Annotated in this window: 25 protein-coding genes and 1 pseudogene; 21 read left to right on the top strand and 5 right to left on the bottom strand. The window is 70.2% G+C overall.

Annotation, left to right across the window (positions count from 1 at the left end; genetic code table 11):
* Nucleotides 1–1084 (bottom strand): NsdA family TPR-like regulatory protein (locus ABD317_RS03750; RefSeq protein WP_344287779.1); only part of this gene is annotated, 1084 nt, incomplete at its 3' end.
* 173 nt (nt 1085–1257) lie between these two features.
* On the opposite strand from ABD317_RS03750, the gene ABD317_RS03745 reads away from it, so the two are divergent.
* From ABD317_RS03745 to ABD317_RS03725, 5 genes are all read left to right on the top strand, one after another.
* Complete coding sequence (locus ABD317_RS03745) at nt 1258–1890, top strand: hypothetical protein (protein WP_344287777.1); 633 nt, start codon at nt 1258–1260, stop codon at nt 1888–1890.
* A gap of 11 nt (nt 1891–1901) precedes the next feature.
* Complete coding sequence (locus tag ABD317_RS03740) at nt 1902–2534, top strand: hypothetical protein (protein ID WP_344287775.1); 633 nt, start codon at nt 1902–1904, stop codon at nt 2532–2534.
* Between the two features lie 20 nt (nt 2535–2554).
* Nucleotides 2555–2716 (top strand): hypothetical protein, encoded by a 162-nt coding sequence (locus tag ABD317_RS03735; protein ID WP_344287773.1) that lies wholly within the window; start codon nt 2555–2557, stop codon nt 2714–2716.
* A 102-nt stretch (nt 2717–2818) separates the two neighbouring features.
* Nucleotides 2819–4003 carry a YcaO-like family protein gene (locus ABD317_RS03730; RefSeq protein WP_344287771.1) on the top strand — a complete coding sequence of 395 codons (1185 nt, stop codon included), beginning with the start codon at nt 2819–2821 and terminating at the stop codon, nt 4001–4003.
* On the top strand, nt 4000–5346 hold the full coding sequence (locus ABD317_RS03725; protein ID WP_344287769.1) for a TfuA-like protein: 1347 nt from the start codon (nt 4000–4002) through the stop codon (nt 5344–5346). Before ABD317_RS03730 ends, ABD317_RS03725 begins: the two co-directional genes overlap by 4 nt.
* Nucleotides 5347–5350: 4 nt before the next feature.
* Here the strand turns inward: ABD317_RS03725 and ABD317_RS03720 are convergent, their stop codons facing one another.
* The gene (locus ABD317_RS03720) at nt 5351–6409 is read right to left on the bottom strand and encodes a phosphotransferase (protein ID WP_344287767.1); all 1059 of its coding nucleotides are present in this window, start codon (nt 6407–6409) and stop codon (nt 5351–5353) included.
* Nucleotides 6410–7023: 614 nt separating this feature from the next.
* Between ABD317_RS03720 and ABD317_RS03715 the strand changes: the two are divergent.
* Nucleotides 7024–7681: pseudogene (locus ABD317_RS03715) on the top strand (transposase family protein); the annotation flags it as partial.
* Between the two features lie 239 nt (nt 7682–7920).
* Nucleotides 7921–9936: a hypothetical protein gene (locus ABD317_RS03710; protein WP_344287765.1), complete on the top strand. Its 2016-nt coding sequence runs from the start codon at nt 7921–7923 to the stop codon at nt 9934–9936.
* Between the two features lie 80 nt (nt 9937–10016).
* Here ABD317_RS03710 and ABD317_RS03705 read toward each other — a convergent pair whose 3' ends face one another.
* Entirely contained in the window at nt 10017–10661 is a 645-nt protein-coding gene (locus tag ABD317_RS03705) for an SMI1/KNR4 family protein (RefSeq protein ID WP_344287763.1), read from the bottom strand.
* 199 nt (nt 10662–10860) lie between these two features.
* On the opposite strand from ABD317_RS03705, the gene ABD317_RS03700 reads away from it, so the two are divergent.
* A complete protein-coding gene (locus tag ABD317_RS03700) occupies nt 10861–11469 on the top strand; it encodes an NsdA family TPR-like regulatory protein (RefSeq protein ID WP_344287761.1) in 609 nt (202 codons plus the stop codon).
* A gap of 7 nt (nt 11470–11476) precedes the next feature.
* On the opposite strand, the gene ABD317_RS03695 is transcribed toward ABD317_RS03700, so the two are convergent.
* Both ABD317_RS03695 and ABD317_RS03690 read right to left on the bottom strand, forming a co-directional pair.
* Nucleotides 11477–12217, bottom strand: a complete 741-nt coding sequence (locus tag ABD317_RS03695) for an NUDIX domain-containing protein (protein WP_344287759.1) — start codon at nt 12215–12217, stop codon at nt 11477–11479.
* Between the two features lie 4 nt (nt 12218–12221).
* Nucleotides 12222–12455: a hypothetical protein gene (locus ABD317_RS03690; protein ID WP_344287757.1), complete on the bottom strand. Its 234-nt coding sequence runs from the start codon at nt 12453–12455 to the stop codon at nt 12222–12224.
* A gap of 22 nt (nt 12456–12477) precedes the next feature.
* On the opposite strand from ABD317_RS03690, the gene ABD317_RS03685 reads away from it, so the two are divergent.
* The 13 genes from ABD317_RS03685 to ABD317_RS03625 all read left to right on the top strand — a co-directional run bounded on the left by ABD317_RS03685 (nt 12478) and on the right by ABD317_RS03625 (nt 21151).
* Complete coding sequence (locus ABD317_RS03685) at nt 12478–12630, top strand: hypothetical protein (protein ID WP_344287755.1); 153 nt, start codon at nt 12478–12480, stop codon at nt 12628–12630.
* A gap of 19 nt (nt 12631–12649) precedes the next feature.
* The gene (locus tag ABD317_RS03680) at nt 12650–13108 is read left to right on the top strand and encodes an ATP-binding protein (RefSeq protein WP_344287753.1); all 459 of its coding nucleotides are present in this window, start codon (nt 12650–12652) and stop codon (nt 13106–13108) included.
* A 346-nt stretch (nt 13109–13454) separates the two neighbouring features.
* Entirely contained in the window at nt 13455–13985 is a 531-nt protein-coding gene (locus tag ABD317_RS03675; protein WP_344287752.1) for a hypothetical protein, read from the top strand.
* Nucleotides 13979–14833: a hypothetical protein gene (locus tag ABD317_RS03670; protein WP_344287751.1), complete on the top strand. Its 855-nt coding sequence runs from the start codon at nt 13979–13981 to the stop codon at nt 14831–14833. Before ABD317_RS03675 ends, ABD317_RS03670 begins: the two co-directional genes overlap by 7 nt.
* A gap of 83 nt (nt 14834–14916) precedes the next feature.
* A complete protein-coding gene (locus ABD317_RS03665; protein WP_344287750.1) occupies nt 14917–15615 on the top strand; it encodes an SAF domain-containing protein in 699 nt (232 codons plus the stop codon).
* A complete protein-coding gene (locus ABD317_RS03660) occupies nt 15612–16463 on the top strand; it encodes a MinD/ParA family ATP-binding protein (protein ID WP_344287749.1) in 852 nt (283 codons plus the stop codon). Before ABD317_RS03665 ends, ABD317_RS03660 begins: the two co-directional genes overlap by 4 nt.
* Nucleotides 16464–16474: 11 nt before the next feature.
* On the top strand, nt 16475–17824 hold the full coding sequence (locus ABD317_RS03655) for a TadA family conjugal transfer-associated ATPase (protein WP_344287787.1): 1350 nt from the start codon (nt 16475–16477) through the stop codon (nt 17822–17824).
* On the top strand, nt 17821–18732 hold the full coding sequence (locus ABD317_RS03650) for a type II secretion system F family protein (protein ID WP_344287748.1): 912 nt from the start codon (nt 17821–17823) through the stop codon (nt 18730–18732). Before ABD317_RS03655 ends, ABD317_RS03650 begins: the two co-directional genes overlap by 4 nt.
* Nucleotides 18729–19625: a type II secretion system F family protein gene (locus ABD317_RS03645; protein ID WP_344287746.1), complete on the top strand. Its 897-nt coding sequence runs from the start codon at nt 18729–18731 to the stop codon at nt 19623–19625. The genes ABD317_RS03650 and ABD317_RS03645 overlap by 4 nt, the downstream gene beginning before the upstream one ends.
* Before the next feature lie 37 nt (nt 19626–19662).
* Complete coding sequence (locus ABD317_RS03640; RefSeq protein ID WP_344287744.1) at nt 19663–19857, top strand: hypothetical protein; 195 nt, start codon at nt 19663–19665, stop codon at nt 19855–19857.
* Nucleotides 19858–19860: 3 nt separating this feature from the next.
* On the top strand, nt 19861–20274 hold the full coding sequence (locus tag ABD317_RS03635; protein WP_344287742.1) for a TadE/TadG family type IV pilus assembly protein: 414 nt from the start codon (nt 19861–19863) through the stop codon (nt 20272–20274).
* Nucleotides 20275–20324: 50 nt separating this feature from the next.
* Entirely contained in the window at nt 20325–20705 is a 381-nt protein-coding gene (locus ABD317_RS03630; RefSeq protein WP_344287785.1) for a TadE/TadG family type IV pilus assembly protein, read from the top strand.
* Entirely contained in the window at nt 20702–21151 is a 450-nt protein-coding gene (locus ABD317_RS03625; protein ID WP_344287740.1) for a pilus assembly protein TadG-related protein, read from the top strand. Before ABD317_RS03630 ends, ABD317_RS03625 begins: the two co-directional genes overlap by 4 nt.
* Nucleotides 21152–21177 lie beyond the last annotated feature (26 nt).

Here is a 21177-nt window from a genome sequence, read left to right as displayed (position 1 = left end):
CGTAGATCAGCTGTGAGACACCTCGGCGTTGAGACAGGTTGACAGACCGCATAACCCCTTGGTCTATCCAGTACACGTAGGGCGGGTCGTGGTCGGGGGAGTGGTCCCGGGCGCGGTCGTAGGCGGCGAAGGCGGCCTCTTGAGCGTGGTGGCTGGCGCGTGCGTCGCCGGCGCGGGCGTGGGCGCGTGAGAGGCGGGCGTGCAGCATGGCCTCCATACGGGGGGAGCCGATACGACGGGTGCGGCTGAGGGCGTCGGTGGCCAGGTCCGCCGCCCCGGCGGGGTCGCCGTTGGAGTAGCGCAGGATCGCCCAGAACGCGAGGGTGTTCGCGGCCACGGCGTCATCGTTTGCGGAGGCTGCCGAGCGGAGGGCCGCTATGTAGTAGTCCTCGGCGAGGCCGAGGTATCCGCTGTCGTATGCGGTCCATCCGCAGATGCGGGCGGCTTCGGCAGCGGCGGCGTACAGACCGCGGCGGGTTCCCTCGTTGCAGGAGGCGGTCTTGAGGGTGTGGGTGATCAGGCGGAGTTGGGCGCGGGCGGAGGCGTGGACCTGGCCGGAGCCGAGCTGGTCGTCCTGGCTGCGCAGGACGGTAAGGGCCTTTTCGAACAGGCGGGGGGTGGCGGCGCCGACCCGTCGGCCGTGGCCGTTTCGGGCGGCGGCCGGGCGGGCGGTGGCGGCCCCGGCGAGGACGGGGGTGACCCCCGTGGCGGCGAGGAATCCTCTGCGGTCCATGGGCCCTCCCGTGGAGGCGACGCGGTCCAGTAACTCGATGGTGGTATCGGCCGTCCATTCGGCGTCGACGAGCTGCTGCTCGCGGATGCAGGCCAGCGTCAGCCACGCCGGCCAGGGCCGGGCGGTGATCTCGCGCGGGTCGACGCCGTGCAGGTGGGCCATGGCCTGCTGGACAGGAGGTTCGGGGGTGATGCCCTCGCGGATCCAGCGGGAGACCCGCTTGCGCTGGTGCACATCGAGCGGCCCGTGGCCGAGCTGCTGGTGTACGGCGCTCAGCCGTGCGAGGTAGGCCGTGGCCGTCCAGCCGTGGCGGTGGAGCAGGTACGCCAAGGGGTGCTCGTCAATCTCCACACGGTCATGCTGCCCGCCGCTGGCCGCGGTGAATACGGGCGCGGCGCGGTCAAGAACGGCGTGGGTACGTCTGGGTACGGCGTGGGCACGCCTGGGCACACGCCCGCGGTTCTTCGCCGGTCGGCGGGTGGGGAAGTTGGCGGCATCGGCCCCCGCCCTTGAAGGAGGACTTGATGGAGATCCCCCACGCCGACCGGCCCCCCGCGCAGCCCGGTTGGGAGCAGAAGGGCACGGTGGTGCTCCCGGACGTCTGCCACGCGGACGTCGTGCGGGCGCTGGGAATCGAGGCCCGGGAGCAGCTGGAGACGGCCACGCCGTACAGCCGGGAGGAGGTCAGCTCCCGCCGGGACGGCTCCCTGGCCTCCCCGGTGCACTGCGCGTTCCTGCCGGCCACCGATCGCCTGGAGAAGCTCGCGTTCGACAAGGACCTGCTGCACGAGCTGCGCAAGGCGACGGGGCTGTGGCGGCTGGTGCCGCGCGGCGCGGTGGTGGTCGTCTACCGCCGGGGCGACTTCCAGGGCTTGCACACCGACACCGTCAAGGCCACCGTCACCGCCGCAGTCGCGCTCAGCGACAACCTGCCGCCGATGGGCTGGGCCCCCACGCTGCGCGACGCCTTCCCCGACGAGCAGGCCAAGCTCATCGCCGAGCGGGGCATCTTCCCCGAAGGTGAGGAGTTCGAACAGCTCGCGCACCCGCACGACGGCGGGGTCCGGGCGTTCGCCGGCTACAGCATCCCGCACTGGCGCACCCCCTTCCCCGACGAGCTGGGGCTGCTGGCGACCTTCTCCTACATGGACCTGTAAGGGCGGGAGCGATGACCGGTGAGATGACGCCGCGGCAGCGGTGGCTGGCCGAAGGCCGCGCGGACGTGCCCGCCGCCGCCGTTGAGGCGGGGCTGTGGGAGGAGATCGCTGCCGAGGCCGAGCGGTGCGAGAAGGTCGCCGTCGTGCGGCACAACCGGCGCCCGGGGCTGCTGGTGATGCGGGACGGGTCGATCACTTCCCCGCAGCGGTGCCGGGTGCACCCCGGCGGCCAGGCGCTCAACGCGCTCGCCCGCCACAAGGCGCTGGCCGACATCGCCGCCGGGGCCACCGGAGCGATGCGGATGACGCCGATCCGCTACGGCTACAAGTTCTACGCCCCGGGCGACTTCATGCACGTCCACCGCGACGACGGGAAGTGCGACATCACCTTCTCCTGCGGGCTCACCCCGGATCTGGGCCCGATGAGGTGGCTGCCGCGGATGCGGCACCTGCCCACCGCCGACGTCGCCGCCCAGCTCGACGGCGCTCCGTACCCGGACGGCGGGGAGGACTTCCCGATCCTCGCGAGGCGCTTGTCGGGATTCGACGGCCGCCGCATCCCCCACTGGCGTACCCCGCTCGACAACCCGTCGGGCGAGGTGCTGATCACCATCTGCTTCTCCGACCTGTCGGTGAAGCCGTAACCCCAACCCAGGAGGCACCCATGACCGCCATCGAGCACACCGCACCGGTGTCCGTCGACCCGGCCGACTTCGTCGCCGACCTGCACCAGGAGGGCAACCTGCCGCAGAACGCCGGCGGTGACCCCTCGGTGCCCGACTCCGCCTTCCCGACCCACCACGTCTACGACCAGCCCACCCCCTGATCCCCCGCCCTGCCGGTCGTCACTGACGGCCCGGCCGCCCGCCACCCCGCGCCCGCGGGCACCGGCGGGGGCCCGGCCGTCACCACGCGAGAGGAGCGCGCGTTGCGCACGAGGCACTTCCCCGGCACCCACCGCACCCGCCCCCCGGCCGAGACCTGGGAGGCGATCCGCCCCCTGCTGCCGGCGTACGGCATCACCCGCGTCGCGGACGTCACCGGCCTGGACGACCTCGGCATCCCGGTCACCATGGCCGTCCGCCCCCTGGGCCGTACGCTGTCGGTCGCCCAGGGCAAAGGGCTCACCCTGGCCGCGGCACGAGTCTCCGGCGCCATGGAGGGCATCGAGGTCTGGCACGCCGAGCGGGCACTGCCGGCGCCGATGGCGCACGCGCCCGCGGCCGACCTCGACCTGCCCTACCCGGTGGCCGCGCTGGAGCCGCACCCCGGCAGCCTGGTCACCGACCACACGGTGATGGAGTGGATCACCGCCACCGCGCTCACCGACCACCGCCCGGTACCCGTGCCCGCCGCCTCCGTACGCCTCGGGCGCCAGGAACACTCCACCTGGCGCCTCCACCTGCCCTCCGCCTCCACCAACGGCCTGGCCTCCGGCAACACCCGCGCCGAGGCGATCGTGCACGCCCTGTACGAGCTGATCGAACGCGAGACCGTCAGCAACCTCGCCACCGGAGCTGCGGGGGCGGGCGCGCAGCGGCTCGACGCCGCCAGCATCTGCGATCCGCACCTGGCCGAGCTGGTCGACCGGCTTGAGCGCGCGGGCTGCTGGCACGAACTCTGGCACCTGCCGAACTCCTTCGGCGTGCCGGTGATGTGCTGCTACCTGTGGCGCGAGGACATCCCCGCCCTGCAAGCCGCCGGATCCGGCGCCCACCTGGACGCCAGCGTGGCGCTCGCCCGCGCCATCACCGAGGCCGCGCAAACCCGGCTGACCCAGATCACCGGCAGCCGCGAGGACATCCACCCGGCCGCCTACCGCCCCGGCGCCTCCGTCGGCCAGCCACAGCACGCCGGCCCTGCCCCCGTCGCCTGGGCGCATGCGGTCTCCCACCACCGCGGCCGGTTCGACGACGACGAGCAGGAGGCCGCACACCTCTCCGATGTCGTAGCCGCCCGTACCGGCGCAGCGCCGCTGGCGGTCGACCTGACCCACGGGCCGTGGCAGCGCGAGGACCTGGCCGTGATCAAGGTCCTCGCCCCCCATCTGCGCTACACCGCCCGGCACGTCATCCCCCACCCGCATACCGCCGGAAGGGAACAGGCGGCATGACGACAAGTGCATTGCACGTCTTCACCGGCCCCACCCTCCCCGCCGCCCGTGCCCACGGCCTGGCACCGCAGGCCGTGCTCCATCCGCCAGCGAAGCACGGGGACATGCTGCGACTCGGCGCCGCCGAGGGAGACGTGGTCGTCCTCATCGACGGGCTGTGGCACCAGGCCGCCCCGGTGCGGCACAAAGAGATCCTCATGCTCCTCGACTACGGCGTCACGGTGCTCGGCGCCGCCAGCATGGGCGCGCTGCGCGCCGCCGAACTAGCCACGTACGGAATGCTCGGCGCCGGCGCTATCTACCACGCCTTCCTCGACGGCGGCCTTCAGCGCGACGACGAAGTCGCCGTGCTCCACACTCCCGACGGCATCCAGACCACAGAGGCGCTGGTCAACCTCCGCACCGCCGTCCGCCGCGCGCGCCGCGGCAGACAACTGTCCGAGCAGGAAGCTGCCGCCCTGGAAGCCGTAGCGGCCGACCTGCCCTACACCGGCCGCACCTGGCGCGCGTTCGCCCGCGCAGCAGAAAGCGCGGGGCTCCACGGCGCCTTCGCTCGACTGAACGTCTGGCGCCGGGCGCACCCGTGGAGCCTCAAGCGCGAAGATGCCGAGCACGCCCTGCACAAGGCCGCCGGGCTGGCAGCTCACCGGCCGGGAGGCGGCGCGTGGCAAAACGAGGCGTGGCGGACCAGCTTCACGCGGTACTGGGCCAGCGCCTACACCCCCACCAGCCGCGACCGACCACCGCTGCTCGCACTCCTGCGACACCAGCAGCTCTACGACCCCGACTTCCCCTTCCGCTGGCGCGCCCGGGTGCTCGCGGCCGTCGCCGGCGTCCGCGCCGACACCCCCGGGCTGGAGACGAAAGCGGCCGCGGCCGCCGCCCAGCGAGGACTGCACCTTCAAGCCCTCACCGACGCTCAGCGCGGCTTCTGGCTCACCGACACGGAGGCGCACGCGCTGGAGGTAACCGAGCAGACGGCACGCATCCTGGTGCGCTCCGCCTGCTGGGACGGCGCCTGGAACGTGTGGCCCGCCACCGTGGACGAGGCCGTCGGCCTGTTGGACGACGACCAGGCCACCGCCGAGACCGTGACCACGTGCCTGCGCCGCAACGCCGCCGTAGCCCGGGCCGATCCCCGCCACACCATCGACCGCCTCGACTCCCGGCGGATCGCCCAACACCTTGCCGCCCGCTGGAACCTCCCTGCAGACGCCGACGAACGGGCGCGCGACGCGGTGACGCGGGACCGGGGCATGCGCTCGTTCGCCGCCGCGGTGGAGACGGCGCGCGCCTTCTACCTGACCGAACGCACCAAGCTCACGGTCACCGAAACCTGCTGATCCTCTACACGCCCAGGGCGTCGACCAGCTCCGTTTCGATCTCGTCCAGCACCGGAAGCATCCGCTCGGCCGCCCGAGCGCGCAGATCCCAGAACCGGGCGTAGATCCCGGCACCCGGCCAGTGCTTCTCGTACAGGGCGTCGATGCCGAAGAAGGAAGTGAGGTTGTGCAGCAGCGCCATCCGCGCCGTGTACGACAGTTCCACGCGGGCCTCGCGTGGCACCTCGGCCGCGTACGCAAGCACACCCTCCACCGCGGCCTGGCGCCAGGTGTCGGACTCGACCACGGTATGCGGTTCGTACAGCACACGGCCCAGCTCCCAGGAAGGGAAGGCGACCCGGGCCTGGAGATCGATGACGGCGGCCAAGTCCTCCTTCGCGTCCCACAGCAGGTTGGCGCCGGTGAAGTCGAAGTGGCACACCTGCTCGCGCGGCGAGACTGGCAACGGGGCCTGGAGGGCGGCGACGTCCTTGACCTGGGCGATGCGCGTCAGCACCTGCTCGCGCCGCCGCAGATCCCCCTCGGACGGTTCCTCGACCTGGTCAATCAGCGCCAGCAGCTTGTGCCCGCGCGCGCTCAGGGCCTCCGCCTGCGCCTCCCACCAGCGGTTGTTGTTCGCCCTGTAGCGGCTGGTGGGAGCCCCGGCGAGCGCGATGTGGAGCCGGCCAAGCGCGGTGCCGATCTGGCGCGTGTGCACGGCGGTGAAGGGCTTCTCCAGCGAGGCGGCGTCCGCCCAGTCCCACACCGACAGCGCCACACCGTCGTGCCGGGTGATCAGCGCGCCGTCAACGTCCGGGTGCACCGCCGGGATGGGACTGCCGGCGGCCCGACCGCACTGCATCAACTCGATCCGCCCCGCCATCACCTCAAGGTCGGCGGCGCGCGGGTACGCCTTGACGAACACCCGGCCCCGCGAGGTGACGGCGACGGCGTTGTCCGTCTCCACGCCCAGCGGGATGATCTCCACCCGGGCGTCAGGCAGCTCGTAGCGGGCGCCGAGCACTTCAGCGATCTGCTCAGCAGAAACCTCTCCAGGTGATGGCGACGAAGCTGCATCCGGCACGGCCACTCCCCGCACGACAACCACAACGAGCCCGCCACCATACCGGGGCCACAGCCGTCCTCCAGCGGCAACACCGATTCAATCTCCTCACCGTCGCACCTTTCGTGTCCGCCCCACTTAGCAGGTCAGCCGTCAACTTCGTGGGGCGAAGGGTCCGGTGCATCCGGCAGGACCTCCCTCGAAGGGAGGCGGGCGGCTGACCGCCGGTTGGAGTAGGTGGCCGGCTGCAGGGTCGCGGGTGCTGTGCCCACCTGCTGATCAACGGACGGGGGCGGCCGCCCGGGGCGCTGCGACGGACGTGTGGCTGCCCGGCCCCTCACGGCACCGCCCAGCTCATCGCCCCCGAGCTGGCGCCAGTCGGTGCCCGCGGCGAGGATGTGGTGCGCCTCGTCCGGGTGTCGCAGGGTGAGCCGCTTGAGGACCCTGTCCTGGCCGCCGGCGGCTCCGAGAAGTCGACGGGGTGAGGGAGGCCGCCGTCGCCCGGGTCGCGGGTGATGGTGATCTGCCATGCCGCCGCAGACGGTGCTCGACGGCCGGCCCTGTGGACCGCCAAGACGGATCGGGTGAATGTACAGCTGATCGCCTCGATGACTCTGGCGGGGGAGCCGTGCGCTCGTGACACCCGCTGGTGGCGGCTGACCCCCGGTCGTCAGGCCTGGTGGCGCTCGCGCACTTGCTGGTGCGGACACACCTGCGCCCAACTCGCCGCCGGGTTCAGCGTCGGCACCACCACCGCCTACCGGTACATCGCCGAGGCCCGTCGATGTCATGGCTGCCCTCGCGCCCATCCTCACTGAAGCGAGGAAGACCACCGCCACCAATGCATTCGTGATTCTGGACAGCGCACTGCCGCCGATCGACCAGATCGCCACCGGCTGGCCCTTCTACTCCGGCAAACACAAGAAGCACGGCATAAACGTGCAGGTCATCACCGACCCGGCGAGGCGGCTGCTCTGGGCAACCCCAGCACTGCCCGGAGCCGTCCACGGCATCTTCGACGCCCTGAAAGAAGCCGACGGGCAGTGCTGGGCCGACAAGGGCTACCGCTGGCGCCGGCAGCACCGTACGCCTGCCGTACCGGGGGCCGCTGGGAAACGCTCTCCGCAGGCCAGCAAGCCGTTAACCGCTCGTACGCGAAGATCCGCGTACTTGCCGAACAGGCGATGGCCACCCTCAAGACCTGGCGGCTTCTACAAACCGCGGTGCTCCACCGCACGTACCACCAACCTCGTCCATGTCATCCTCACCCTGCACCTGACCTGCCCAAACTGAGGTTGGAAAAGACCCAGGGCCTTCGTGCCCCGTGTAGGGGCTGGAAGTCGATGCAACTCCTTTCGAGGGTAGTGCGAAAGGGCTGCGGTACGTGTCACCCTATGCGAGTTCTTTGACAGACGCTTGAGACCAGTCCGATCGTCCGGCAGTCGCGTTCACGTGGACTGGCTGCGGTCCACCGGAATGAGTCTGCGAGCGGGCAATGAACGAGCTTGATGGAGGGTGCGAGTTTGTTACGCATGAGACCCGTCTACGCCCTGCGCTGCGTCGCCATCGGCGTGATCACCGTCGCCCTGCTACTGGGAACCGGAGAGGCAACCGCGGCCGATTCCGAGACCACGCCCGACACGGATATCAGCGCCACCCCGTCTGACAGCCCGGCAGCCGGACCGGAGGTCGCCAGGGCCAACAACAGTCGTCCGGTCTCCGGAAGGAACCCGTCGGCCGGCCCGCCGTTCACCCAGACCAACGAGGTGTGGCAGGTCGACCGCACTACGGTCGTGCTACGTAACAAGGTGACCGACGCAGACGGCGATAGGTCGACCCTGACGTTCCAGGTGTGGACGACTGACGCCAACGGCAACCCGAAGAATCAAGTCATGCTCACCGACAAGAAGCATCCCAACGACCACGGTGTTCTGGTGTCCGATTACGTGGATTCCGGGCAGAATGCCCAGCGCACCGTCGAATACGGGGATCTCAAGACGGCAACGACCTACATGTTCCGTACCTCCGCCTTCGATGGCAGCCTGTACGAGACCGATTGGTCGCCGTGGGCGACGTTCCACGTCCGCCGCGCAAGGTCGAACATCAAGCTACCCGAGCCCAACAAGGACGCTCCGGCCCTCAACCAGGACGATTTCCAGAACCCACAGAAGATCTCCCAGCCCGAAATGACGCTCGTGCCGCCTGACCCGGTACAGTCAGGCACGATGAGCCCGGACGGACGTAAGGGCTGGAACTGCGGGAACGTCAACGTGAAAAATGACGTCTTGCCGTGTACGCGTATCATTCACGACAACAGTGACAAGACCCGTGATGCGTTGGCCGAGGCCAGGATGGGCGCGAGGTCGGCTGGCCTGGTCGACTGGTGCGTCAACCTGGCAAACTCACACATCAAGCGCTTCGAAGGCTGCATCGGCTCGTTCACTTTCGAGTACGAAGGCATTGTCATCAAGGACGGCAAGCCTACCGGTGAGATCATCAACGCCAGCTGGGCCGTAGGGCAGGAGTACAAACTGTCCAACACTGCCGGCGTGATCAAAGAGAAGATGCTCCTCGTTCCGACTAGCTTCGATGCGAAGTTCGTATCTGTCACGCTCGATGTCAAGTTCGACTGTCTTCTGGCCACCGACTGCACCACCGATACCAGCTCCATGGCCTGGGATGGCGCCTTGGAGTGGACCGTGGGGGACTTGCACGCCGCCGAAGGGACCGTCACCCACAACTGGAACGGCGGTGCCGAAGCGGGCTCGACTCAGTTACTCGACCTCAGCGCTAAGATCAACGCCTACTCCCCGCTGGCGAATCCGGCCGCCAGCCGCTGGCAGGCTGACGACGCGCAGATACGCTGCGACACCGTTTCCCGGACCACGCCCGGCTGTACCTTCCACAACTACACCCCGACGTGGGTGATGAACTTCAACAAGGCCCCGGCTGCCGTGGCACATGCATGGCTGATCCAGTCCAAGCTGCCCAACCATCCAGGAAGCAAGGCACACAACAAGCCTATGCAGTTCCTGCCCGTCGCGTCGAAGAACGAGCACAACAGAGATCCGGATGACAACCGGAAGGTGATCTGCCCTCGGAACAGTGACGGCACCGGCTGGGCAAAAAGACATGCCAACCCGGACACCACCACGCTGCCGGAGATCAGCCCAAGCGATACGAAGTCGTGTGACGAGTTCGCCTACGCCGCCTCCTACAACTCCGGCGGCATGCCTACGAGCATGGGCGGCCTGAACGAGGTCTCTAGTGGTGACGAGTGCGTGCAGACCTTCGCAACCCGTCTCAGCGAAGGCCAATGGCGCCTGTACGACGACTGGCGCCTACCCGCCCCCACCTGGAACGAGGTTTGCGGACGCTCGGCCATGTCGACATGGATGAACACCGCCTCAATGGGCGTTGCATTCAGCAACGGATTCTCCGGCAAGTATCGTCTGCTGGACCAGGACGAATACTGGGTGGACTTCCCGGAATTCAGCCATTGTGACCCCAGCCCAGCGAGGGTGTGGTGCACTATCCCACAGCCATAACGAACCATCAGGCGGCCTAGTCGGGCCGGTGGGGCCGGTGGCTCGGGTTGGCACAGAGTGTGCCTCCCGGGCCACTAGCTCTACCGGGGCCCGTCCAGAACAGTCCCGCCTTCTGGGAACAGCCGCGGATCTCTGACATCAGCCCAGGTCAATCCGCCGCTGACGGTGAGCACCGGCCAATGGGGCTTGTCATCCTTCCCATCCGGCTGGCGCAGAAGTCGGCCTTCCTCCAGCGCTGCGGCCATCTCCGTCAGCCACTCCTCCAGCGGCCACCCGTCTGATCCCCACGGATGCGGCTCTTCACCACTCTCGACCGACCAGTAGCCCAGTTTGCCGTAGGAAGGCACGCTCCGGCGTGCATCGACATACCAACCGGACCAGATGTCCCCGAGTTTTCGCGCGAACGGCATGATGCCCGCTTCTCCCTCCCAGTGCCTGGTATGCAGTTGATAGTCATTCACCAACTCGTCCAGCGACAACATCGTCATGTCCGACGGCAGGATCCCGCCCCCGTGGCCCTCGTCCATGCCGTCGTGGATCCGATACCAGGCCGCCAGCGTCGCGGGAAGCTCCACCCCCATGGCCGCCTCCGCCGCGGCGACGTCGGCCTCACTGGCCGGCGGACGTAGCAGCGCGGCGGAAGCCGGCGCATGCGCGTGAAGCCAGGCTTCGATTCGCCCCCAGGCCGCAGTCAGCCGCTCCACAGCTTCAGCATCAGTACTCATATTTGGATCCTACGAACCAGGAGCCCGCCACCCGGGGCGCTCTTGCGCGCCAGCAGATGCTCTCCGCCGCCAGCCGCGGCGTCCACCTGCTGGGCTGGAAGAGCTACGACGCAGGCCAGCAGGGCCTCGCCCAGCGGACTACCTCCAGTCCTACGCCCCGGCCGCCGAATCCGGCCTGCGCGGGCACGACGGATTCGTGATGCGCACCATGGCCATGCAGGGCCTCAAACTCCACCGCCCCGAGCACTGCCTGAACCTGGCAGAAACCGGCCTGAACCGCGCCAAGGGACACGTCGATGCCCAGACCGAAGCCCTCTTCCGCGTCGTGCACGCCCACACCCTGGCCAAGAGCGGCAAGCGCCGCGCCGCCCTGGCCGAAGCCGAACGCGCCCGCACCCTGCTGACCAACGCCCCCGGCGACGAGGTGCCGTTCTGGGCGCTGGCCTGGGGCCCGCCGGCCGCGTCGGTGTACTCCCGCACCGCCAAGGCCTACGAAACCCTGGGCGATCACCAGGCCGCCGCCGGCCAGTACGCGCTCGCAGCCACGGCCCGCCCGCCGACCACCTACGCACGCATCGTCGCCCTCGACCTGGTCGCGGGCGCGGAGATGCACCTCAAGCGCGGCAACATTGAGCAGGCGTGCGCAACCTGGCACCGGGCCATCGACCGCATGGAAGGCGTACGCTCTGCCCGCACCCGCAAGGCGGTCTCCCGCATGCGAAGCGACCTCGCCCGCTTCCGGGCCCGTGGCCTGCGATGCGTGGCCGAACTCGACGAACGCGGACGCGGCTTCCTCACCAGCTCCTGACCCCAGCTCAACGGCGCTCGAAAAAGCGCCGGACGATCGGCTCCAGATAGTCCGCGTGCGGACCCGCCAGACCGGCCAACTCCTCCGGTGAACGCACCAAGGCGATGTCGTCGAGCTCAGGCTCGCGCCCCCCGGCACGTTCGGCTACAGCAGCATCGGCGAGCCCGGCACGCAGCATCGCCTCGGGAACGGCCGGGGCCAGGTAGGTCAGGCCGACACTGCCGTTCTCCCCCCGGGTCACGACCCACAACCTCAGCTCCCCGCCGCCCGCGCCGACCCCCACCTCCTCAGCAAGCTCCCGAGCAGCCTGGCCGGCCAACGCCGCCTCGTCCAGCACCGCCCCGTCCCCGGGAGGCTCCACAGACCCTCCCGGCAGCTGCCACCTGCCCGGCGCGGCCGTGGAAGACGACATCCTCGCAGCCAGCACACGGCCGTCGTCAGTCGGCTGGACGACGTTCACGAACAGCGAGGGCAGTGCGGTGGCGCCGGGGACACGACGCAAGGCGTAGTGCCGGTAGGTCACACGCACCCAGGACAGACGCAGGGCGTGCGGGCCCGTCTGCTCCAGCCCTCCACACGCCACCACCGGCCCGTCGAAGAGCGCAGGGTTGGCCCGCACCGCCCTCTCCCACACCCGGTCTCGCGCCGCAGCATCCCGGGGCGACAGCGGCGGCTCCTCAGCTTCGGCCAGCACAAGGTGCTCAACGTCAAGGAGGTCCATGCTCACGGGCGGCAGCGTCTCGGTCACCAGCTCATCGTAGAAGTGCGACATGCAACGCTCTCACCTGTTCACCCGGACAGCCCTCACTGATCACCATCGAACCCGGCCGCAAGCCCTCGGCAGCCGAAAGACAGCCGTCCTTCTCGCGAACACCGTGCAGCCCAAAGGCGCCTTCGATGTTTTCGATTCCTTCCGGTGAATGTCTTTCGGAGGGGGTTCCGCTCTTGGCGAGGCCGACGGTGTCGTCGTGGTGGAAATGCCCCATCGCATACACACCTGGGAGCGCCATGATCTACCTGCCCTCAGCTGTTCTTCTCACCCTGGCCATCGTGATCACGGCGGTTATGGTGATGCACGATGCGCGCACCTGGCTGGTGCCGGCCGGCCGTCATCGCCGCGTAAAACCGTGCCGGTACGCGAAGCGGGACGGTTCGCGGTGACGCCCCCCCCGCGCGGCCATTGCGTGGCACGCTGCTACTACGCTGGAATGAGGGCGCGACCCACGCGGTTTCGGAGGCGAGGTCAGCGCTGCGTCATGCGCTGACATTCCACGGGCTGAGGGCCCCGGCGGTCGATGACGCAGTCCTGGCTGCTTCGGAGTTGGTCGGCAACGCCGTGGAGCACGCCATCGGCCCGTATGAGCTGTGGCTTCGGCAAACGGAATGCGAACTGATTGTGGAGATGCACGACCGAGATGCATCACTCCCGTGCATTCCGGCTCCCTTTCTCCGAGCAGCGGCAGCCTCTGCTGCACGGGAGGACTGCACGTTGCCCAGGGTGCTGGGTGTGCACGCTGAGCGGGGTCGAGGTCTGCTCGTGGTGGAGACGTTGACGGGTGGTTCCTGGGGCTTCCGCCTGGCAGGTGGAAGCGGACGTGACACCTGGAAGAAGGTCGCGTGGATGTCAGTCCCGTCGTGATGCATTGCTGTGCGCACTCGCGGCCCCCTTCCGGTCATCGGCTCACGGTCTCGCAGGGCTCTGGATATGGTCGGGGAAGCTGGAATGGGGCGGTTATTGGACTTACGGGCGAGCCCTTGAAGGTGGTGGTTGTCACTCATTCGAGCGATAACCACCACCTTCGGCTTGTGGGGTTATCGGAATGTGGCGGCGGCAGGTAACGGTGCGTCAGCAGGGAGGTATTCGTTCTCCAGGCGCGGCTGGCGTACGCGGCGCCGGGTAACTCCAGTCGCATCCGGTTACCGATTGTTGTAACCTCCGCACGGATGGTGATGGAGGGTGGCGGGCCGTGACGACGCGACGGTGGGTGAGTGCGCTTCTGGCGGGCGCGAGTGCAGCGATCGCCGGGCTGCTGCTAGCAGGCTGTGCTGATGACAAATCGCCCGATGCCCGGCCGTTGCCTAAGGGGAAGTCCGCTGAGATGGCGGCCTCCTCCAGGCCCGACATGGAGCAGGCGGAGGCGCTTGCGGCGTACCGGTCATGGTGGAGAGATCTGGCTGCGGTCTCCGCTACCCCTGACCCTGCCTCCCCGAGGCTGAACGACCATGCGATGGGCGGTGCCCTGGAACTCATGAAGCACGGCCTTGAGACGGCTCAGAAGCAAATGGTCGTCGCCAGAGGTACCCCGCGTCCGAACCCTGAGATTTCCTCCGCCAGTCGCGACATGGTGGTGATCCGAGACTGTGTGGATGGCACAGATTGGCTGCAGTACAAGCAGAATGGCGAGCTGAAGAACGACGTCCCTGGCGGTCACTTCAAGGTGGATGCGTCCGTGCGGCGCGTTGACAGTACATGGAAAGTTTCGGACCTCTACATGCACGAGGCCGGGTCATGCTGAAGTCGCGCGCCACGAAGTGCACCGGAAGTTACACGGTGATGCTGTTCGTTGCTGGTCTAGCTGTGTCCACGGATGCGTGGCCTGCGCGTGCGGACGGAGTCAGCGATCTCTACGGCGGGCTCACCTGTGCGCCCGGTGCCTGCGAGGTGGAGGCGAGAAGCGTCAAGAGGGAGCCAGGCAGGCCAGGAAAGAGCGGGCCGGTTTCTCGTGGTGGTACGTCGAAGCCCGGCAGTGGTGGTGAAAAGGCCACGGGCCCGCCGACGGTTACCTCGACTGGCTGGGATTACGAGCTGGGTGGCGTGGGGATCTTGCCGCGTTTCGACGGAGGTAAGGCGGAGAAGCCGGCCCGGGGCGGGAGGCAGCGGGTTCCGGTGGAGACCGTCGTTCAGCGGGCGGTGGAGCGGTTGGAGTTGCCGGAGCCGGTGATTCGTACGAGTCCGGATGAGGATCTTGCGCAGGTGGTGCATGTGCCGACGTGGTTGTGGGTGGAGCACTCCACGTGGGGGCCGGTGTCGACTTCGGCGGCGGTGGAGGGTGTGAAGGTGAGGGCGACGGCTCGTCCGCGGTGGGCTGTGTGGTCGATGGGTGAGGGTGGTCGGGTGGTGTGCCGGGGGCCGGGGACGCCGTATTCGGAGGTGTACAGCCCGAGGGCGTCGTCGCCGGATTGCGGTTACACCTACCGGCGTGCGTCGGTGTCCGGGCCGGACCGGGCGTACACGGTGTCGGTGCGGGTGACTTGGGACGTCCACTGGCAGGGTGCTGGCGAGGCCGGCGTGGTGCCGGGGCTGGTGATGGGCTCGCGGCGGGACCTGGTGGTGGATGAGGTGCAGAGCGTTGTCGTGCGCTGACGGCGTGGCGCAGTAGGCGCGGCCCCGCGCGGTTCGGGGCGGGGTGATGGTCGTTGGGTTTGTTGTGATCGTGAGGTGGATCGATGGGTGCCTCTGTGCCTTCTTCGGGCCTGAAGGGCGGCGGGTTGCGGGTGCCGGGGGCGCGCCGGTCGGGTCCGGAGCAGCAGCCGGTGGTGACGGGGGCGCGGCGGCGGAGGCTGGGCTGGGTGTGGGGCGGGGTGGGGGCGGTGGTGGTCTCGGCGGTCGGTTTCACGCTGATCGCGCAGGTGGTGGGGGAGCGGGACGAGGTTTTGGTGCTGGGCCGGGATGTGCCGGCCGGTGGGGTGCTGAAGCCGGGTGATCTGCGTGTGGTGGAGGTGGCGGCGGACGTAGGCGTGGTGCGTCTTGAGGATCGGGGCACGGTGCTGGGGCGGCGGGTGAAGGTGCCGCTTGTGGCCGGGGCGTTGCTGGCTCCGGGCCAGGTGGGTAAGAGCGCGGCCTTCCCGGCGGAGGGGTTCTCGGAGGTGGCGCTTGCTGTCGAGCCGGGAGGTGCGTCGCCGGATCTTGCTCGGGGGGAGCGTGTCGCGGTCCTTCCCGGCCCGGCTGGTGCCGAAGCCGTGGTCGAGGAGGAAGGGGTGTCCTCGGCGGTGGTGGGGACGGTGACGGGGGTGGCGGAGCCGGAGTCTGCGGGGGGACCGCGGGTGGTGACGGTGGTGGTGGAGACCGCGGCGGCGCGGCGGGCGGCGCAGGTGGAGCATCCGCGGGTTGTGGTCCTTTCCGCCCGGGGGCGTGAGGCTCCGTGAGGAGGCTGGTCGTTCTCGGTTCGGTGACGGGCGCGCCCGGGGTGACGACGACGGGGCTGGCGCTGGCTGCTGCGTGGCCGCCGGAGGCGGATGGCGGGGTGCGGCCGGTGATGGTGGAGGCGGATCCGTCCGGTGGTGACTTGATGATCCGTTTCGGTCTGCCGCCGGCTCCTTCGCTGCTGGATGTCGCGGCGGCGGCCGGGCAGCGGTATCCGGGTTCGTTGTTGGGGGCGGCGTGTGAGCTGCCTTTCGGGGTGCGGGCGGTGGTCGCGGTGCCGGGCCGGGGTCCGTGCCGGGAGGCGGTGCGGCTGCTGGCCGGTGGGGGCGGTCGGCGTGTGCTGCTGGGGGACGACCGGGATCGGGGCACGGTGTTGCTGGACGTCGGGCGCCTGGGTGAGGACGTGGAGCCGCTGCTGGAGGCTGCGGATGAGGTGGTGCTGGTGGCCCGGGGCGGGGCGGAGCCGCTGACCCATGTGTCCGCCTACGACGTCGATGCCGGCGCGTACGCGGGACGGCTGGCCCTCGCCGTGGTCGGGCCGTGCCCCTACCCGGCAGCGGAGATCACCAAGGCCCTCGGTATCGAGCGGGTGGATCTTCTGCCCTGGGATGCCAAGTGCGTGGCCGCGATGAACGGTGGTGAGCACGGGGCGTTGCGTACGGCCGGGTTTCGGCGGTCGCCGTTGCTGGCCGCGGCCCGGGTCGTGGCCCGGCGGCTGGGAGTGCCGTCCGAGGGCGGCACGGAGACAGGAGTCGCGGACGGCGATGCCGGGAGTGCGGGCAGTGCGGCCCCGGGCCGGAGCCGTACGGGTTTGGCCCGGGTACTGGGAGTCGGGGAGAGCGGATCGTGAGTGAGCAGGTGATGCCGCCCGGCGTGATGCCTGGCGTGGCGCCTGGCGGTGGTGAGCCGGCGCTGGCGCAGGTGGTGCGGCAGCGTGTGGCGGCTCGGCTGGCTGCGTACGCGGGTGAGCGCGAGGCGGCGGGTTTGCCGGCGGAGGACGAGTCGGCGCGGCGGGCCACTGTGGGCATGCTGTTGGCCGAGGAGCTGGGGGAGCAACGGCGTCTGGCTCTCGCTCAGGGCGGCCCGGTGATCGACGCCGCGGTGGAGGAGCAGGTCGCCCAGGCGGTCAGGGACGCGCTGTTCGGCACGGGCAGCTTGGAGCGGTTGCTGGCCGATGACGGGATCGAGAACATCTGCGTCAACGGCTGCGATGTGGTGTGGGTCAAGGGCGGGGCAGGCGGATGGCGGCGTGAGGCACCGGTGGCTGCCTCGGACGAAGAACTGGTGAAACTGGTGCGTACGCTCGCGGCCCGCGCGGGTGAGGAGGAGCGTCGCTTCGATCGGGGTATGCCGCGCCTGAATCTGCAGCTGCCTGACGGGTCCCGGTTGTTCGCGGTGATGGCGGTGACGGGCCGGGTGTCTCTGACGGTACGCCGTCACCGCTTCCCCGCTGCCTCGATGGCGGAGCTGGTGCGGCTGGGTGTGTGCGACGAGCAGCTGGCCGCCTTCTTGAGAGCGCTGGTGCGGGCGCGGAAGAACATCGTGATCGGTGGCGGCACCAACGTCGGCAAGACCACGGTGCTGCGGGCCTTCGCCCACGAGATCCCGCCCGAAGAGCGGCTGGTGACCATCGAGGACACCTTCGAACTCGGCCTGGACGCTGATGTGGTGGCGCATCCGAACGTGGTGGCCATGCAGGCACGGGAGCCGAACATCGAGGGGCAGGGCGGCATCGACCAGGCGGAACTGGTCCGGTGGGGCCTGCGGATGTCGCCGGACCGGGTCATCGTCGGGGAGATCCGCGGATCCGAGGTCATCCCGATGTGCAACGCCATGAGCCAGGGCAACGACGGCTCGTTGTCCACGATCCACGCATCGACCTCGCGCGGGGTGTTCACCAAACTCGCCTCCTACGCCGCGCAGGCTCCGGAACGGCTCACGCTTCAGGCGACGAATCTGATGGTGGCCTCTGCGGTCCACTTCGTCGTCCACCTGGGCTGGGACGCGGCGGGCCGCCGGGTCATCGACTCCGTGCGCGAGGTCATCGACGCCGACGGTGCACAGATCGTCTCCAACGAGGTCTACCGCCCCGGCCCCGACGGGCGCGCCGTCGCCGCGGCCCCGCTGCGCACCGAGACCGTTGCTGATCTTGTTGCGGCGGGGTGGGACGCCCAGTGGGCCTCGGACCAGTGGTGGGGGGCCGCCTCATGAGCGTGGCAGGCTCCGGCATCTGGACAGCGGTCGCGGTGGCGTTCGGGACTGTGTTCGGCCTCGGGCTGGTGGCCATCGGTTACGGCGCGGTGCGGCGCGCGGCGCGCGAAGAACGGCCCGGCCTCCGGCGTGGCCTGGTGGCGCGGCTTCCGGCGGAGTGGACGACGCAGCGCGTGCTGATCGCCGTGGTGGCCGGGGCGGTGACGGGGGCTTTGACGGCGTGGCCGGTGGCGGCGGTGCTGACCACGGTCGCCCTGCTCACCCTGCCCGGCCTGCTGGGTCCGGACCGGCAGGCCGCACAGCGTACGGAGCGGATGGAAGCGCTGGCCACGTGGACGGAGATGCTGCGCGACACGCTCTCCGCCGCGGCCGGCCTGGAGCAGGCGGTGCTGGCGACCTCGGACATCGCCCCTGCCGCGCTTGAGTCTGAGCTGCGGCAGCTGGCCGCCGCGGTCCGCTCCGGGCGCCCGTTGCCGGCCGCGCTACGGGCATTCGCCGAGGACGTCGACGACCCGCTGGCCGACGTGGTGGTCGCCGCGCTGGTGATGGCCGCCGAACAGCAGGCCGGCCACCTCGCGCCGCTGCTGGGTGAGCTGGCCGAGTCGGTGCGCGAGCAGGTCGCCATGCGCCAGCACATCGACGCCGGCCGGGCGAGCGTGCGCACCGGTGTACGGGTCACGGTGCTCGTCACCCTGGGCATGGCGGTCGGGCTGGTCGTCTTCAACCGGCCCTATCTGGACCCCTTCGACACGCTGACCGGGCAGGCGGTGCTCGCGGTGGTCGGCGCCCTGTTCGCCGCGAGTTTCACCTACCTCACAGCGATCGGCCGCATCGAGGAACCGGTCCGCCTCATCGCCCCGACCGCTCCCCGCGCCGCGGCAGGCGCCGAACCGGGAGGCACGCCGTGATCGTCATGCTGCTGGGTGCGCTGTTCGGCGCCGGGGCGACCACTGCCGTCTACGGGCTGCGTCCGCCCAGGCCCGCCCTCGCCGACGTCCTCACCGTCCTCAACACGCCCGCCCGCCCGGTGGACTTCCCGGCCGGCGGGCAGGATGCAGAGTGGGCCACCCGGCTGGGCCGGCGCGCCGTACCGTTGGTGCGCGCCCTCGGGTTCCCCACCGCCTCGCTGCGTGCGGACCTGGCCGTGTGCGGCACCGACGAGGAGCAGCACCTGGCGGGCAAGGCGGTCTGCGCCACTGCCGGCCTCCTCGCCCCGTGGGCCGCGATGCTCGTCCTGCGCCTGGGGGCCGGTGTTGACGCCGGATGGTGGGTGCCGTCGGCCGGGGCACTCGCCCTGGCCGTCGTGCTGTTCTTCGTCCCCGACCTGTCGGTGCGTCAGCAGGCTGCGCGGCGGCGGCGCGAGATGCGTCATACCCTCAGCCTCGTCCTGGACCTGACGGTGATCGCGCTCGCCGGCGGCGCCGGCGTCCAGCAGGCGCTCGCCCAGGCCGTGGCCGCACCGCAGGGGTGGGCGGCGGCCAGACTGCGGCACGCCCTGCACGTCGCGCAGCTCACCCGCACCAGCCCCTGGTCCCACCTGGGAGACCTGGGACGACAGCTGTCCGTGGCGGACCTGAGCGAGCTGGCCTCGACGCTGAACCTCGCGGGTAGCGAGGGCGCCAAGATCCGCGGCTCACTCGCCGCGAAGGCGCGAGCGATGCGCCGACGCAGGATCTCCGAGGCAGACGGGGCCGCCCAGGCGGCCACCGAGCGGATGTCGCTGCCCGTGGTCGGCCTGTTCGCCGCGTTCTTGCTGCTGATCGGCTACCCGGCCCTCGCCCACGTCATGTCGATCACCTGAGCTCCCGCTCAACGAGCCCCGTAGAAAGAGCACCCCCATGTTCCGACTCGACACCCTGGCCCGCCCGGTACGTGCACATCTGGCCGAAGTGCGCCGCCACGCCCGCGGGGACGCGGGCTACACCACCGAGACCATCGTGGTCACCGCTCTGCTGGCGGTCCTGGGCCTGACCGTGGTGGGCATCATCGTCGCCAAGGTCACCGCCAAGGCGAACGGCATCGACCTCGGATAGCGCATGACCACCACTCTTCGCAGGCTGCGCAGCGACCGCGGGGCGGCAAGCACCCAGCTCGTGCTCGTCTTCCCGGCGCTGCTGCTGATCGCGCTGCTGGTGGTGCAGTTCGCGCTGGTCTGGCACGCCCGGCACATCGCCCAGCACGCCGCCCAACGCGGCCTGGCCGCAGCCCGCGTGAAGGACGGCACCGCCGCTGACGGCCAGGCACAGGCACGGCGCAGCCTCGCCGCCCTGGGCAGCCGGGTCCTGACCGACCCGTCCGCGAAGGCCCAGCGCACTACCGCCCGGACCACGGTGCGCGTCCAGGGGACCGTGATCCGCGTGCTCCCCGTCCCCGGCCTGGCGCTGCACGCCTCCGGCACGGCATCCGGCCCTACCGAACGCCTCACCATCCCCACCGGAGGCCGGCCGTGACCCGGCAGGCGCGCCCGGCGCGTGACGACGGACAGCGGGGCTCGGCGGCGGTGGAGCTGGTGCTCCTCACCCCGCTGCTCGTCCTGGTGCTCTTGGTCGTGGTGGCCTTCGGGCTGCTCGCCGATGCCCGCCTCGTCGTGGCGGACGCAGCCCACCAGGCCGCCCGCGCCGCCTCCCTCGCCCGCACCGAGAACGACGCCCACACCCAGGCCGAACGGGCGGCCGACGCGGCACTGCGCGAGGCGGGATCGTCCTGCACCCGCCCGACCGTCCACCTGACCACCGGCGGCCTGGCGCCGGGCGCCACGGTGACCGCACGAGTCACCTGCACCGCCGACCTTGCCGGCCTCACCCACACCGGGCTGCCCGGCCACGTCCCGCTGAAGGGCACCGCCTTCTCCGTCGTCGACTCTTTCAGGAGCGCCCCGTGAAGCCAGGAGAGCGAGCACGGGTGACGTACGCGGGCATCCGGCGGGCGGCCGGGGACGACCGAGGGCAGGTCACGGCGTTCGTCGTCGGCGTCTTCGCCGCGCTGTGGCTGTTCGCCGGGATCGTCGTCGACGGCGGCCTCACCCTGGCCGGCAAGGTCCGGGCGCTGGACGTGGCGCAGGAAGCCGCCCGCACCGGCGCCCAGCAACTGGACCTCGGCCAGCTGCGGCGCGGCGGGGACGTGCGCCTCGTACGGGGCAAGGCAGCGGCGGAGGCCCGCGCCTACGTCGCCTCCACGGGAGACAGCGCCACCGCCTCCGTCAAGGGCAACACCGTCACCGTCACCGTCACCCGCCACCAGCGCACCCAGATCCTGCAGCTGATCGGTCTCCACACCCTCACCGTGCACGCAAATGGCACCGCACACGCCGAACGCCTCACCCCGTAGAGACCGTTCGGACGAAGAGAGCGAAC

This window comes from Streptomyces synnematoformans, from assembly GCF_039531005.1.
GTDB classification, from domain to species: domain Bacteria; phylum Actinomycetota; class Actinomycetes; order Streptomycetales; family Streptomycetaceae; genus Streptomyces; species Streptomyces synnematoformans.
This window is presented reverse-complemented; position numbering and strand designations above follow the sequence as displayed.